Source organism: Streptomyces sp. enrichment culture (assembly GCF_964272895.1).
GTDB lineage: Bacteria > Actinomycetota > Actinomycetes > Streptomycetales > Streptomycetaceae > Streptomyces.
Genome location: NZ_OZ186832.1, coordinates 5,749,888 through 5,764,525, shown reverse-complemented (window position 1 = coordinate 5,764,525; position 14,638 = coordinate 5,749,888). Strand labels below are relative to the sequence as shown.

Below are 14,638 nucleotides of genomic sequence, written 5' to 3'. Positions count from 1 at the left end.
CCCCTCGACCATATCGCGCTCCCTTGACTGCCGTCACCAAGGCGATACGCTCCAAAGGCGCTGCCCACCCGAGCCGTGCGCGAGCCACCCACACCTAGGGGGCGAACCGCCATGAACGAGTCGGCCCACCGCGACACCTTCGCGCGCGACCATCTCCCGCCGCGCGAACAGTGGCCCGAGCTGCACTTCGACCTGCCGGACCTGGACTACCCCGAACGGCTGAACTGCGCCGCCGAACTGCTGCACGGCCCGCCCGACGGCCGCCCGGTGTTCCACACCCCGCAAGAGACCTGGACGTACGGCGAACTGCGCGCCCGCGTCGACCGGATCGCGCACGTCCTCACCGGCGAGCTGGGCGTGGTGCCCGGCAACCGGGTGCTGCTGCGCGGCCCCACCACCCCGTGGCTGGCGGCCTGCTGGCTGGCGGTGCTCAAGGCGGGCGCGGTCGCGGTCACCGTGCTGGCCCAGCAGCGGCCGCACGAGCTGCGCACGATCGGCGAGATGGCCCGTGTGCAGCACGCCCTGTGCGACATACGGGCGGTGGACGACCTCGCCAAGGCCGAGGTGCCCGGCCTGCGCATCACCACGTACGGCGGTGACGGCCCCGACGACCTGCTGCGCCGCCCGGCGCCGGACACCCCGTACCGGGCCGTGGACACCGCGGCCGACGACGTGGCGCTGATCGCGTTCACCTCGGGCACCACGGGGCGCCCCAAAGGGTGTATGCACTTCCACCGCGATGTGCTGGCGACGGCGGACACCTTCTCCCGGCATGTGGTGAAGCCGCACCAGGACGACGTGTTCGCGGGCAGTCCCCCGCTCGGCTTCACCTTCGGGCTCGGCGGACTCGTCGTCTTCCCGCTGCGCGCGGGCGCCTCGGCCCTGCTGCTGGAGCAGTCCGGGCCCCGCCAGCTGCTGCCCGCGATCGCCGAGCACCGCGTCTCGGTGCTGTTCACCGCCCCCACCGCCTACCGGGCCATGCTCGCCGAGGCGGACGGCCACGACCTCGGCTCCCTGCGCCGCTGCGTCTCGGCCGGCGAGAACCTGCCCGAGGCCACCTGGCACGCCTGGCACGAGCGCACCGGCCTCAGGATCATCAACGGCATCGGCGCCACCGAGCTGCTGCACATCTTCATCTCCGCCGCCGACGACGCCGCCCGTCCCGGCCGCACCGGCGTCCCGGTGCCCGGCTGGCAGGCGCGGGTACAGGACGAGAACGGCGACCCGGTGCCCGACGGCGAGCCCGGACTGCTCGCGGTGCGCGGCCCGGTCGGCTGCCGCTATCTCGCCGACCCCCGCCAGAGCGTCTACGTCCGGGGCGGCTGGAACATCACCGGCGACACCTACGTCCGCGAACCCGACGGCTACTTCCGGTATGTGGCCCGCGCCGACGACATGATCATCTCGGCCGGGTACAACATCGCGGGCCCCGAGGTCGAGGAGGCGCTGCTGCGCCACCCGGACGTCGTCGAGGCGGCGGTGGTGGGCCGGCCGGACGAGGACCGCGGCCAGGTCGTCGTGGCCTTCGCCGTGCTGCGCGAAGGCGCCCCGCGGGACCCGGACGCCCTGCGCGCCTTCGTCAAGCGGGAGCTGGCGCCGTACAAGTGTCCGCGCGAGATCGTGTTCCTGGACGCGCTGCCGCGCACCGCCACCGGCAAGCTCCAGCGCTTCCGTCTGCGCACCGAGGGTGACCAGCAGTGATGCCGACGACCTAAGATGATCAACGTGTCCGACCAGCATGCTCCACGGTCTTTGATCGTCACGCTCTACGGTGCGTACGGCCGTCACTTCCCCGGCCCCGTGCCCGTCGCCGAGCTGATCCGGCTGCTCGCCGCGGTGGGCGTGGACGCGCCCTCGGTGCGCTCGTCGGTGTCCCGGCTCAAACGCCGCGGCCTGCTCGTCCCGGCCCGCACCGCCGAGGGCGCGGCCGGCTACGAACTCTCCCCGGACGCCCGCCAGTTGCTTCAGGACGGCGACCGCCGGGTGTACGCCACCGACCCGCCCGGCGACGAGGGCTGGGTGCTGGCCGTGTTCTCCGTACCGGAGTCGGAGCGGCAGAAGCGGCACGTGCTGCGCTCCCGCCTGGCCGGGCTCGGCTTCGGCACGGCCGCGCCCGGCGTGTGGATCGCCCCGGCCCGGCTGTACGAGGAGACCCGGCACACCCTGGAGCGGCTGCGTCTGGACCCGTACGTCGACTTCTTCCGCGGCGAGCACCTGGGCTTCGCGCCGACCGGCGAGTCCGTGGCCCGCTGGTGGGACCTGGCGGCGATCGCCAAGGAGCACGAGGCGTTCCTCGACCGCCACGCGCGTGTGCTGCGCGCCTGGGAGGAGCGCGCGGACACCCCGCCCGAGGAGGCGTACCGCGACTACCTCCTCGCGCTGGACTCCTGGCGCCATCTGCCCTACACCGACCCCGGACTGCCCGCGCACCTGCTGCCCGGCGACTGGCCGGGCGCCCGCTCGGCGGCCGTGTTCCGCGGGCTGCACGAGCGGTTGCGGGACGCGGGCGCCGAGTTCGCCGGCGTCAGAGACTGAGACGCGGCTTCGGGGCGTCCGTGCGGCCGGTGTGGGGGCGGCGGCTGCCCGCGCGGTACGGGGCGGGCCAGACGGCGCCCGGCCCCTCGTAGCCCTGCTCGGCGGCCGCGTGCAGCGTCCAGTGCGGGTCGTACAGGTGCGGGCGGGCGAGCGCGCACAGGTCGGTGCGGCCCGCCAGGATCAGGGAGTTGACGTCGTCCCAGGAGGAGATCGCGCCGACCGCGATCACCGGGACGCCCACCTCGTGGCGGACCCGGTCGGCGAACGGCGTCTGGTACGACCGCCCGAACTCCGGCCGCTCGTCGGCGACCACCTGCCCGGTCGAGACGTCGATCGCGTCGGCGCCGTGCGCGGCGAAGGCCCGCGCGATCGCCACCGCGTCCTCGGCGGTGTTGCCGCCCTCGGCCCAGTCGGTGGCCGAGATCCGCACGGTCATCGGCCGCTCCTCGGGCCACACCGCGCGGACGGCGTCGAACACCTCCAGCGGGAAACGCAGCCGGCGCTCCGGCGAGCCGCCGTAGGCGTCGGTGCGCCGGTTGGTCAGCGGGGACAGGAAGCCGGAGAGCAGATAGCCGTGCGCACAGTGCAGTTCCAGCAGGTCGAACCCGGCGCGGGCGGCCCGCCCGGCGGCCGCTGTGAACTGCTCGCGGATGTCCGTGAGTTGGGCGCGGGACAGCTGGCGCGGGGTCTGGCTGCCCGGCTTGTACGGCAGTGGCGAGGCGGCCACCAGCGGCCAGTTGCCGTCCGGCAGCGGCTCGTCCATGCCCTCCCACATCAGCCGGGTCGAGCCCTTGCGGCCGGAGTGGCCGAGCTGGACGCCGATCGCGGTGCCCGGCGACTGCGCGTGCACGAAGTCGGTGATCCGCCGCCACGCCTCGCCCTGCCGGCCGGTGTACAGGCCCGCGCAGCCCGGCGTGATCCGGCCCTCCTCGCTGACGCACACCATCTCGGTCATCACCAGCCCGGCCCCGCCGAGCGCCCGCGCGCCGAGGTGCACCAGGTGGAAGTCGCCGGGGACGCCGTCCTTGGCGGAGTACATGTCCATCGGTGAGACCACGACCCGGTTGCGCAGGGTCAGTCCGCGCAGCCGGAACGGGGTGAACATCGGGGGCGTGCCGGGCGGGCAGCCGAACTCCCGCTCCACGGCCTCGGTGAAGTGCGCGTCGCGCAGCCGCAGATTGTCGTGGGTGACGCGCCGGCTGCGGGTGAGCAGGTTGAACGCGAACTGGCGGGGCGGCTGGTCGAGATGGAGGGCGAGGTTCTCGAACCACTCCAGGCTGGCGCGGGCGGCGCGCTGGGTGGAGGCCACGACGGGCCGGCGCTCCTCCTCGTACGCCGCGAGGGCGCTCGCGGTGTCCGGCTGTTCCTCCAGACAGGCGACCAGGGCGAGGGCGTCCTCGACGGCGAGCTTGGTGCCGGAGCCGATGGAGAAGTGGGCGGTGTGGGCGGCGTCGCCGAGGAGGACGAGGTTCTCGTGGGACCAGTGCTCGTTGACGACCGTCCGGAAGGTCGTCCAGGTGGAGTTGTTGGAGTGCAGGGGCCGGCCGCGGAGCGCTTCCGAGAAGATCTTGGCGCAGCGGTCGATGGAGTCGGCGGTGTCCATCTCGTCGAACCCGGCGGCCCGCCAGACCTCTTCGCGCATCTCGACGATCACGGTCGAGGCGTCGTCGGCGTAGGGGTAGCCGTGCAGTTGCATCACGCCGTGCTCGGTCTCGGCGATCTCGAAGCGGAACGCCTCGAAGGGGAACTCGGCGGCCAGCCAGATGTAGCGGCAGCGGTGGGTGTCGACCCTGGGGCGGAAGATCTCGGCGTGGGTCGCGCGGGTGGTGCTGTGGACCCCGTCGGCGGCGATGACGAGGTCGTACGCGTCCTTCAGGCCGGGCGGGGCCTCGGTGCGGAAGTTGAGGGTGACGCCGAGCTCTTGGCAGCGGGCGTGGAGGATCTGGAGGAGGCGTTTTCGGCCCAGGGCGGCGAAGCCGTGTCCTCCGGAGGTGTGGCGGGTGCCTCGGTGGACGATGTCGATGTCGTCCCAGCGGGTGAAGTGGTGCTGGAGGGCCGCGTAGACCTCCGGGTCCGCGTGTTCGATGCCGCCGAGGGTTTCGTCGGAGAGGACGACCCCGAAGCCGAAGGTGTCGTCGGGGGCGTTGCGTTCCCAGAGGGTCACGTCCCGGGTGGGGTCCCGGCGTTTGAGCAACGCGGCCGCGTAGAGGCCGCCGGGGCCGCCGCCGATGATCGCGATGCGCCGGGGGTGGTTCCTCGCCGTCGGCGACTGCGGGTTCGTCGTGGCTGGTCGCGCAGTTCCCCGCGCCCCTGAGGTGGGCATCCTCACCGCCCCTTCCACTTCGGAGCGCGCTTGTGCGTGAACGCCTCGTGGAACTCCTTGTAGTCCTCGCCGGTCATCAGCAGGGCCTGTGTCGAGGCGTCCATCTCCACGGCCGCCGCCAGGGGCATGTCCAGCTCGGCCGTCAGGAGGGCCTTCGTCTGGGCGTACGCCAACGCCGGGCCCTCGGCGAGGCGGCGGGCGAGGGCCTGGGCGCGGTCGTCAACCTGGCCCTCCTCGGTGAGTTCGCTGATGAGGCCGATGCGCTCGGCCTCCAGGGCGCGTACCGGCTCGCCCAGCATCAGCAGGCGGGTGGCGTGGCCGAGTCCGACGACCCTCGGCAGCAGGTAGGCCGCGCCCATGTCGCCGCCGGAGAGGCCGACGCGGGTGAAGAGGAAGGCGAAGCGGGCCGTGGGGTCGGCGACCCGGAAGTCCGCGGCGAGGGCCAGGACCGCTCCCGCTCCCGCGGCGACGCCGTGGACGGCGGCGATCACGGGGAACGGGGTCTCCCGGATCGCCCGGACCACCTGGCCCGTCATGCGGTTGAAGTCGAGGAGCTGGGCGGTGTCCATCGACAGGGTGGCGCCGATGATCTCGTCGACGTCGCCGCCCGAGCAGAAGCCGCGCCCCTCGCCGGCCAGCACCAGCGCCCGTACCGCCCGCTCGCGGGACAGCTCGGCGAGCAGGTCGCGCAGGTCGGCGTAGGCGCCGAAGGTGAGCGCGTTGAGCTTGGCGGGGCGGGCGAGAGTGACGGTGGCGACCCCGTCGGTGATGTCGAGGCGCAGATGGCGCCAGTCGGCGGTGCGGTCGGCGGAGCCGGTGAAGGGACTCATGACGTGCGGCCTCCTCGGGCGGGCACTGCCTCACTGAGCTCTACCCCATGAAGTTATCACTGCTTCGTGACCGTCGTCACGAGAGCGCGACATACGGAACGGGGTCGAGTGAGCCGCAGCTGTCACATCCGTCACCGGCGCGCCATGGGTCCTCGACGGCGGCGTAACGAGGGGAGCACCCGTGCGAATGCCGTCCTCGGGGTGGGTATGCGCCTCGTAGCGGGGCGAGGGCGCCCCGTGCGGCGCCCGTCGTGCGACTCCGCCGGGGGCGCCGTACCATTCCTACGGTTGAAAGCAGGACAGCCTGATGACGTCCTCGGGACGACCTGCGCCATGAACGGACTCGCCTTGCACGAACTCCCCGCCTCCGCCGCCTCCTGGCGTATCGCGCTGCCGCACTCCACCGCGGCCGTGCCCGTCGCGCGCGCCCTGGTGCGCAACGCGCTGACCGAGGCGGAGCACGGCGCGGACCGCGACACCGCGGAGCTGCTGACCGCGGAGCTGGTCGCGAACGCCGTGGAGCACACCGCCGGACCCGACCCGATAGAGCTGGTCGTGCGGCTGCTGCCGACCGGCTGCCAGGTCGAGGTGCACGACCCCGACCCGGCGCCGCCCGGCGATCTCGCCCACGCCGCGGACAGCGTGCCCGACCCGTGGCAGGAGGGCGGGCGCGGGCTGCTGCTGATCCGCGCCCTCAGCTCGTCCTGCGGGCACCGCCCCACCGAGTCCGGCAAGGCGGTGTGGTTCAGACTGCCTGTGGTACCGGCTCAGCGGCGGCCTCGTCCGGCGGAGTGACCGGCGTCGCCGTCAGCCGCGAGTTGCGGCGGCCGTAGGCCAGATAGATCGCGAGGCCCACGGCGAGGAACACGGCGAACTGGACCCAGGTCCGCCAGCCGGTCTCGTACATCAGGTACAGGCAGAAGCCGACGCCGAGCAGCGGGAAGACCGGGGAGAACGGCACCCGGAAGGTGCGCGGCAGCTCCGGCTCGCGGCGGCGCAGGACGATCACCGCGATGTTGACGGCGGCCATGATGGCGAGCGTGCCGATGGTGCACAGGTTCATCACCGCGTCCAGCGAGGCGAAGGCCGCCGGGAGCGCGAAGACCGCCGCGACGATCAGGGTGCCGGCCACCGGTGTGGCGGTGCGCGGCGAGACCTTCTCGAAGACGGCCGGGATCAGGCCGTCGCGGGACATGGACAGCAGGATGCGGGTCTGGCCGTACATCACGGCGAGCACCACCGAGGCGATGGCGACGACCGCGCCGAAGGCGACGATGCCGCCGCCGATCGTGGCGCCGGTGACCTCGTTGACCACGTAGGACAGGGCCGCGGGGCGGCCGCCGACCTCGTCGGCGCCGACGGCACCGATCGCGGCGAGCGCGACGGCGCAGTAGAGCAGGGTGACGACACCCATGCAGACCAGGATCGCGACGGGCACGTCCCGGCGCGGGTTCTTGGCCTCCTCGCCGGTGGTGGTGATCGCGTCGAAGCCGATGTAGGAGAAGAACGCGGCCGTGGTGCCCGCGCCGATGCCGCCGAGGCCGGCCGGCGTGAAGGGGCTGAGGTTGCCGTCCTTGAACGCGCTGTAGCCGATCGCGCAGAAGGCGAGCAGGATGGCGATCTTCAGGACGGCCATGGCGGCCGTGGCCCGCGCGCTCTCGCGCACGCCGCGCACCAGCAGGACGGCGGCCATCGCGATGACGATCACGGCGGGGACGTTGGCCACGCCGCCCTCACCGGGTCCGGCGGACAGCGCGGCGGGCAGCTGCACGCCGAGGACGCTGTCGAGGAGCTCGTTGACGTACTGGCTCCAGCCGACCGCGACGGCCGAGATGGAGACGCCGTACTCCAGCAGCAGACACCAGCCGACGAGGAAGGCGGTGGACTCCCCGAGGCTGGCGTAGGCGAAGGAGTACGAGGATCCGGAGACCGGGATGGCACCGGCCAGCTCGGCGAACGCGAACGCGGTGAACACGCAGGTGATCGCGGCGAGGACGAAGGAGACGACGACCGCGGGACCGGCCTGGGCGACCGAGTCGGACAGGCCGACGAAGATACCGGTGCCGACGATCGCGCCGACGCCGAAGCAGATCAGCTGGAACAGGCCCATCGTGCGACGAAGGCCGTGACCCTCGCGGTCGGCGCCGGATTCGGCCACCAGGAGGGCGGGGGACTTGATGCGGGGCATTGCGGGTGGTGCTCGTTTCTGGGGACGGGGTGCGCCCGGGTGGGGGCGCGCGACGACCACGGAAGGGGTGGCTCCGGGTCGCCGGACAGCATAAGCCCTGATCAGGCCGGGTCCCTAAGGGTCGTTCGGACCGGGTCCCTGAGGGCTGTTCGAGCGGGGTCCCCAGGGGCTGCCGGGCTCGGGTCAGGCCAGCGTGGCCACCAGGACGGCTTTGATGGTGTGCAGGCGGTTCTCGGCCTCGTCGAAGACGACGGAGTGGGCGGACTCGAAGACCTCGTCGGTGACCTCAAGCGAGTCCAGGCCGTACGCCTCGTGGATCTCCCGGCCGACCTTGGTGCCCAGGTCGTGGAAGGCCGGCAGGCAGTGCAGGAACTTCACGTCCGGGTTGCCGGTGGCGCGCAGCACGTCCATCGTCACCGCGTACGGGGACAGGGCGGCGATGCGCTCCTTCCAGACCTCCTTGGGCTCGCCCATGGACACCCAGACGTCGGTGGCGACGAAGTCGGCGCCCGCGACGCCCTCGGCGACCTCCTCGGTGAGGGTGACGCGGGCCCCGCTGACGGCGGCCAGCTCCCGGGCCCGGTCGACGATCTCCTGGGCGGGCCAGTACGCCTTCGGCGCGACGATCCGTACGTCCATGCCGAGCAGGGCGCCGGTGACCAGGTAGGAGTTGCCCATGTTGAAGCGGGCGTCGCCGAGGTAGGCGAAGGCGATCTCCTCCAGGGGCCCGGCGCGGTGCTCGGTCATGGTGAGCACGTCGGCGAGCATCTGGGTGGGGTGCCAGTCGTCGGTGAGGCCGTTGTAGACGGGGACCCCGGCGAAGGCGGCCAGCTCCTCGACCTTCGCCTGGCTGTCGCCGCGGTACTCGATGGCGTCGAACATCCGCCCGAGCACGCGCGCGGTGTCCTTCACCGACTCCTTGTGCCCGATCTGGGAGCCGGACGGGTCGAGATAGGTGGTGCAGGCGCCCTGGTCGGCGGCGGCGACCTCGAACGCGCAGCGGGTGCGCGTCGAGGTCTTCTCGAAGATCAGCGCGATGTTCCTGCCGGTCAGCCGCCGCCGCTCGGTCCCGGCCCGCTTGGCGGCCTTCAGCTCCGCGGCCAGCTCGACCAGGCCGCGGAACTCCTCCGCGGTGAAGTCGAGCTCCTTGAGGAAGTGGCGGCCGGCGAGGGCGGTCGGGACAGTCGCCATGAGGGGCGCTCCAGGGATACGAGACAGGACGGGACGTCGTAGGACAGTGGAAGTCTATACGATGTCCAGAATTTCTATACGGCGAGCCATGCGACGAGCTATACGGCGTCTCGCTCCACGGGACAGCTCATACAGCGCGGCCCGCCGCGGCCCCGGCCCAGTTCGCTGCCCGGGATCTCGATGACCTCGATCCCCTGCTTGCGCAGATGGGTGTTGGTGGTGGAGTTCCGCTCGTAGGCGACGACCACACCGGGTTCGACGGCGAGCACGTTGCAGCCGTCGTCCCACTGCTCGCGCTCGGCGGCGTGCACGTCCTGGGTCGCGGTCAGGACGCGGATCTCGCTGAGGCCGAGGGCGGCGGCGATCGCGCGGTGCATGTGCTCCGGCGGATGGTCGGTGACCTTGAGCTCCTTGTCGGCGGCGCCCGGTTCGATGGTGTAGGAGCGGAGCATGCCGAGGCCGGCGTACTGGGTGAAGACATCGCCGTCGACCATGGTCATCACGGTATCCAGATGCATCAGCGCGCGCCTCTTGGGCATGTCGAGGGCCACGATCGTCTGCGCCGAGCCGGCGGCGAACAGCTTGTGCGCGAGCATCTCGACGGCCTGCGGGGTGGTGCGCTCGCTCATGCCGATGAGGACGGCGCCGTTGCCGATGACCAGCACGTCGCCGCCCTCGATGGTGGAGGGGTAGTCGGCCTGGCCCTCCGACCAGAGGTGGAAGGGCTCGTCGCGGAAGAGCGGGTGGTGGCGGTAGATCGCCTCGAAGTGCACGGTCTCGCGCTGCCGGGCCGGCCAGCGCATCGCGTTGATGGAGACGCCGTCGTAGATCCAGGCGGAGGTGTCGCGGGTGAAGAGGTGGTTGGGCAGCGGACGCAGCAGGAAGTCGTCGAGATCCATGACATGGAAGCGCACGGAGGTCGGCTCGGCGTGGCCCTCCAGGAACTCCCGCTTGGTCATGCCGCCGACGAGCGCGTCGGCGAGCTCCCGGACGGGCAGCGCGTCGAAGGCGGCCCGTAGGTGGTCGGTGGCGAGCGGTCCGTACTCCTTCTCGTGGAAGACGCGGTCCAGGACGAGCGCGCGGGCCTGAGGGATCTCCAGGGCCTCGGCGAGCAGGTCACCGAACAGGTGCACGGCCACGCCGCGGTCGCGCAGCACATCGGCGAACCCGTCGTGCTCGGCGCGCGCCCGGCGCACCCAGAGCACGTCGTCGAAGAGCAGGGCGTCCTTGTTGCTGGGGGTGAGCCTTTTGAGCTCCAGATCCGGCCGGTGAAGGATGACGCGGCGCAGCCGCCCGGCCTCGGAGTCGACATGGAATCCCATGCCTCCATCCTGACCATCGGCGACCGGCTTCACCCCCTTCTCGCCCGTTTCCGCACCTCCTTGTTTTCGTCGCCTTGACGACAACCGGCATCCCCCTTTATCGTCGATACGACGAAAAGGGGGCTCTCATGGCCGACATCACCCGGCGCTTCGGCATGCGCCATCTGCGGGGCACGCCCACCGCGCACATCCGCCACCACCGCTCGGGCCGGCTGGTGCACGACGGTCCCGGCCTCAGCTTCTGGTTCCGGCCGCTGACCGCCGCCCTGTCCGAGATCCCGGTCGACGACCGCGAGCTGGCGATGACCTTCCACGCCCGCACCTCCGACTTCCAGGACGTGTCCGTGCAGGCCACCGTCACCTTCCGGATCGCCGACCCGGCCTTGGCCGCCGCCCGCCTGGACTTCTCCGTCGACCCGGACACCGGCGCCTGGCGGGGCACGCCCCTGGAGCAGCTCGGGACGCTGCTGACGGAGACCGCCCAGCAGCACGCGCTGGACGTCCTGGCCCGTACGCCGCTGTCGGCGGCCCTCGTCGACGGGGTGACGGCGGTGCGCGAACGGGTCGCGGCCGGCCTCGCCGCCGAGCCCCGGCTGCCGGCCACCGGCATCGAGGTCGTCGCCGTCCGTGTGATGGCCCTGCGCCCCGAACCGGAGGTCGAGCGCGCCCTGCGCACCCCGGCCCGCGAGCAGATCCAGCAGGAGGCCGACCGCGCCACCTACGAACGCCGGGCCGTGGCCGTCGAACGCGAGCGCGCCATCGCCGAGAACGAACTGGCCAGCCAGATCGAACTCGCCCGGCGCGAGGAGCAGTTGGTCGAACAGCGCGGCACCAACGCCCGCCGCGAGGCCGAGGAGAGCGCGGCCGCGGACGCGGTACGGGCCCGCGCGGAGGCGGAGCGCACGGTCACGCTGGCGGAGGCGGAGGCGGCGCGCTCGCTGAAACTGGCGGACGCGGAGGCCGCGCGCTCGACGAAGCTGGCGGAGGCCGAGGCGGCACGGTCGCTCCGGCTCGCGGAGGCCGAGGCCGCGCGGTCCACGAAGCTCGCGGAGGCGGAGGCGATCCGTTCGGTGCGGCTCGCCCGGGCCGAGGCCGAGGGCGCCCGCGAGGTCGGTGAGGCCCGTGCACAGGCGCAGGCCGCCTGGCTGCGGGTGCACGCCGAGGTGGACGTGGCCACCCTGCACGCCCTCACCGGCACCCGGCTCGCCGAGAACCTGCCGCGCATCGACAGCGTGACCGTCTCCCCCGACGTGCTCACCGGGCTGCTCGCCAGGCTGGGCGTCCAGGAGCGCCCGTGAGCCTCGCACCACGGGCCGTGCTGGTCCACCGCACCACGGAGTACGAGGAGTTGGTGGCCCGGCACGGCACCCACGGCCAGGCCGCCTTCTTCCTCGCCTCCCGCGGCCGGGACATCGAGGAGGTCGCCGAGCGGCACCGGCGTACCCGCCGGGCCCTCGCCCGGGTGACCGCCGCCGTTCCGCTGACCTGGCGTCAGGCGCGGGTGGAGCGCGCCGATCTGGACCGCTTCCTGTTCGCGCCGGAGGACGTGGTGGTCGTCGTCGGCCAGGACGGCCTGGTGGCGAACACCGCCAAGTACCTGGCCGGGCAGCCGGTGATCGGCATCGACACCGACCCCGGCCGCAACCCGGGCGTCCTGGTCCGCCACCGCCCCGAGGACACCGCCGCTCTCCTCACCGCCACGTCGGCCGACGAGCTCACCATGGTCGAGGCCGTCGCCGACGACACCCAGCGCCTGGTCGCCCTGAACGAGATCTACCTGGGGGCCGCCGGTCACCAGACCGCCCGCTACCGCCTGGGCCTGGACGGCGACGGGGGTGCCGTCGAGGCCCAGGCATCGTCCGGGGTGCTGGTGGGGACCGGGACCGGGGCGAGCGGGTGGATCCGGTCGGTGTGGCAGGAGCGGGCCGACCGGCTGCCGCTGCCCGCGCCCGTGGAGGAGCGGCTGCTGTGGTTCGTGCGGGAGGCGTGGCCCTCGCCCGCCACGGGGACCTCGCTGGTGGCGGGGGAGCTGTCCGGCGGGCGGCGGCTGCGGATCACCGTCGAGTGCGAGCGGCTGGTCGCGTTCGGGGACGGGATGGAGTCCGACGCGCTGGAGCTGACGTGGGGTCAGTCGGTGGCGGTGGGGGTGTGCGCGCAGCGGCTGCGGCTGGTGGGGTGAGGCACCCGTTCCGGGCGGGCCAGCATACGGCGGGCCGCCGGGCCCGGTGCCAGGGCCGCGCGGGCGACGATCCAGCCGGCCAGGGTGTGCGGGTCGGCCGGGTCGTCGGCCAGCGCCTCGGCGTAGCGGGCGAGCGCGGCGGCCGGGTCGCCGGCGGCGAGGTGCTCGTCGGCCGTGCGCGGGACGGCGGGCGGGACGGCGAGGGCCTGGGTGCGCGGGTCGGGCCACAGGGTCCGGTCGGGGCGGAACCGCGGCGCGTCCCGTGGGGAGTCGGGGGCCACGTTGCGCAGCCGCCACTCCGTGCGGTGCAGCAGGGCCGCCGTGCGGGCGCGGGCCAGGGCGGCGCCGGGGACCGGTTCGCGCAGCCAGCCGTCCAGGGTGCGGGCGAGCCCCGCGACCAGGGCCCGGCCCTGCGCGGTCAGCCGGCCGCTGGTCAGCAGGGAGCGCACCACGAGGCGGCTCTGCAGGCGCCGCAGCGCGAAGTGGTACCCGGCCTCCTCGCCGTGCCCCCCGGCGGCCAGCCGGTCCCGCCAGAAACCCGCGACACCGGTGAACGCGTAGGCGCCGTGCAGCAGTCCGGTCAGATGGCGGGGGTCGGCGCGCCAGGGGGCGTAGTAGCGCTCCTCGCGGTCGTCGTCGAGCAGCGGGAACAGGTGCAGCAGCGCGGCGAGCTTGCTGTGCTGGAACTCGTGCACGAGCGTCTCGGCGAGGGCGAGCGCCGATCCCGGGCGGGCGATCACCATCGCACCGTAGGAGTCGCCGCTGGAACCGGACAGCGGGACGGCGGGCGGCGCGGGCGGCAGGACGCCGGTACGGCCGAACGGCACGACCGCCCGTATCGCCGCGGGGTCCACCCGGCCCGGTCCGGCGCCGCCGGGAGCGGCGAGGATGCCGACCGCCTCGTCGAACAGGCGCTGCCACTCCTGCGCCTCGTCCGGGTCGAGCCGGGCGGGCGGGACGGGGTCGTCGAGGTCGCGATACGGGTCGAGGTCGTCGAGGGGGATGGCGGTGACCCCGCCCTCGCCGATGTGGGTGAGGGTGCGCAGCGGACACCAGGTGTGCGGGTCCGCGCCCGCCGGCCCGTTGGGGCCGGGCACCGTGACGGGGGCCGTTCTGCGGCTGCGCAGCGGGGCCGTGGCCGGGCGGCAGGTCAGGGACACCGTCCCGGCGTGCCGCCCCGGACCGGTGAGGGTCAGCACACCCCGGCGGGTGGTGGCCACGCCGACCGTGCGGCCCGGTGCCGCGTGCGGGAGCCGGGCCTGCCCGAGGCCGGGCAGGGCGAGCGCGCCGTCGAGGAGCGGGACACACAGCTCCGCCTCGGTGCCCGCGTGCAGGGACGCCGTCACCGCCAGGGCGCACAGATGACCCGCCTCCACCCACAGCGGCGGTCCCGAGGCGGTGCCGTGCACCCGGCGCAGCAGATGGGCGAGCCAGCCGCCGGTCGCCGGGGCGAGCAGCAGCCGGTCCACCGGGCCGGGCGCCGGGCGCGCGGCGTCCTTGACGACCCGCCAGGCGTCGGCGGGCGGGGTCAGCGGGGTGGCCAGCCCGTCGAGCCGGTCCAGCAGCGTGCGCAGGAGCAGCAGGCGGCGCGCCCGCTCGGCCCGTTCCAGGAAGGCGAGGGCCTCCGCCGAGCCGCCGCCCTCGGCCAGCTCCGCGAAGAGGCGTTCGGGCATGCGGAAGGGAGCGGTGCGCGGCTCACGCGTCATGGACGGGGACCTCCGGTCGTACGGACAGGGCGTACGCGGCCCCCACAGGGCGGGCGGAGACCTCGTGCGGGCGCTGCCGTGCGGACGGATCGGCTATTCGGCCCGCGCGCCGCCCCCACCCCCCTCGTTCCCGGCCCGCATGCTGCTGCGGGCGCGCAGGACCTCGGTCAGCAGACGGGCCGTCGGGCGCAGCGGTGCGAGCTCGTCCACCGCGGCCAGGGGCAGCCCGGTGAGATCGGCCAGATCCGCCTCCCAGTAGTCGGTCCCGACAGCCACGGCCGGCTCACGGACGGCGGCTTCGGCGTGCAGCCGAGCGGGCGGCTGGTCCAAGGTGCTCCCCCCTTCACGAAACGGTGGCACGTGG

The 14,638-nt window shown here is 73.5% G+C and carries 12 protein-coding genes; 5 read left to right on the top strand and 7 right to left on the bottom strand.

The features are described from left to right. Positions 1–27: 27 nt before the first annotated feature. Positions 28–1,701 (top strand): AMP-binding protein, encoded by a 1,674-nt coding sequence (locus tag ACSU6M_RS25985; RefSeq protein WP_437075344.1) that lies wholly within the window; start codon positions 28–30, stop codon positions 1,699–1,701. Positions 1,702–1,716: 15 nt separating this feature from the next. Beyond that, the gene (locus ACSU6M_RS25980) at positions 1,717–2,535 is read left to right on the top strand and encodes a PaaX family transcriptional regulator (protein ID WP_437072725.1); all 819 of its coding nucleotides are present in this window, start codon (positions 1,717–1,719) and stop codon (positions 2,533–2,535) included. Here the strand turns inward: ACSU6M_RS25980 and ACSU6M_RS25975 are convergent. Both ACSU6M_RS25975 and ACSU6M_RS25970 read right to left on the bottom strand, forming a co-directional pair. Next, positions 2,525–4,858, bottom strand: coding sequence for a bifunctional salicylyl-CoA 5-hydroxylase/oxidoreductase (locus ACSU6M_RS25975; RefSeq protein WP_437072724.1), 2,334 nt, complete (start codon positions 4,856–4,858; stop codon positions 2,525–2,527). The two genes, ACSU6M_RS25980 and ACSU6M_RS25975, sit on opposite strands and share 11 nt — an antisense overlap. Before the next feature lie 2 nt (positions 4,859–4,860). Then, positions 4,861–5,688, bottom strand: a complete 828-nt coding sequence (locus ACSU6M_RS25970; RefSeq protein ID WP_437072722.1) for an enoyl-CoA hydratase family protein — start codon at positions 5,686–5,688, stop codon at positions 4,861–4,863. A 333-nt stretch (positions 5,689–6,021) separates the two neighbouring features. Between ACSU6M_RS25970 and ACSU6M_RS25965 the strand changes: the two genes are divergently transcribed. Beyond that, the gene (locus tag ACSU6M_RS25965; protein ID WP_437072721.1) at positions 6,022–6,483 is read left to right on the top strand and encodes an ATP-binding protein; all 462 of its coding nucleotides are present in this window, start codon (positions 6,022–6,024) and stop codon (positions 6,481–6,483) included. On the opposite strand, the gene ACSU6M_RS25960 is transcribed toward ACSU6M_RS25965, so the two are convergent. The 3 genes from ACSU6M_RS25960 to ACSU6M_RS25950 form a co-directional block, all read right to left on the bottom strand. After that, positions 6,434–7,876 carry an amino acid permease gene (locus ACSU6M_RS25960; protein ID WP_437072719.1) on the bottom strand — a complete coding sequence of 481 codons (1,443 nt, stop codon included), beginning with the start codon at positions 7,874–7,876 and terminating at the stop codon, positions 6,434–6,436. The two genes, ACSU6M_RS25965 and ACSU6M_RS25960, sit on opposite strands and share 50 nt — an antisense overlap. A gap of 183 nt (positions 7,877–8,059) precedes the next feature. Then, positions 8,060–9,067: an ornithine carbamoyltransferase gene (gene argF / locus ACSU6M_RS25955; RefSeq protein ID WP_437072717.1), complete on the bottom strand. Its 1,008-nt coding sequence runs from the start codon at positions 9,065–9,067 to the stop codon at positions 8,060–8,062. 98 nt (positions 9,068–9,165) lie between these two features. Then, positions 9,166–10,389, bottom strand: coding sequence for an arginine deiminase (locus ACSU6M_RS25950; RefSeq protein WP_437072716.1), 1,224 nt, complete (start codon positions 10,387–10,389; stop codon positions 9,166–9,168). 128 nt (positions 10,390–10,517) lie between these two features. Between ACSU6M_RS25950 and ACSU6M_RS25945 the strand changes: the two genes are divergently transcribed. Together ACSU6M_RS25945 and ACSU6M_RS25940 are read left to right on the top strand one after the other, a co-directional pair. After that, positions 10,518–11,687: an SPFH domain-containing protein gene (locus tag ACSU6M_RS25945; protein WP_437072715.1), complete on the top strand. Its 1,170-nt coding sequence runs from the start codon at positions 10,518–10,520 to the stop codon at positions 11,685–11,687. After that, positions 11,684–12,568, top strand: a complete 885-nt coding sequence (locus ACSU6M_RS25940; protein WP_437072714.1) for a hypothetical protein — start codon at positions 11,684–11,686, stop codon at positions 12,566–12,568. Before ACSU6M_RS25945 ends, ACSU6M_RS25940 begins: the two co-directional genes overlap by 4 nt. On the opposite strand, the gene ACSU6M_RS25935 is transcribed toward ACSU6M_RS25940, so the two are convergent. Together ACSU6M_RS25935 and ACSU6M_RS25930 are read right to left on the bottom strand one after the other, a co-directional pair. Further along, the gene (locus tag ACSU6M_RS25935; protein ID WP_437072712.1) at positions 12,517–14,274 is read right to left on the bottom strand and encodes an HEXXH motif domain-containing protein; all 1,758 of its coding nucleotides are present in this window, start codon (positions 14,272–14,274) and stop codon (positions 12,517–12,519) included. The two genes, ACSU6M_RS25940 and ACSU6M_RS25935, sit on opposite strands and share 52 nt — an antisense overlap. A 93-nt stretch (positions 14,275–14,367) precedes the next feature. Then, complete coding sequence (locus ACSU6M_RS25930) at positions 14,368–14,604, bottom strand: hypothetical protein (RefSeq protein WP_437072710.1); 237 nt, start codon at positions 14,602–14,604, stop codon at positions 14,368–14,370. Positions 14,605–14,638 lie beyond the last annotated feature (34 nt).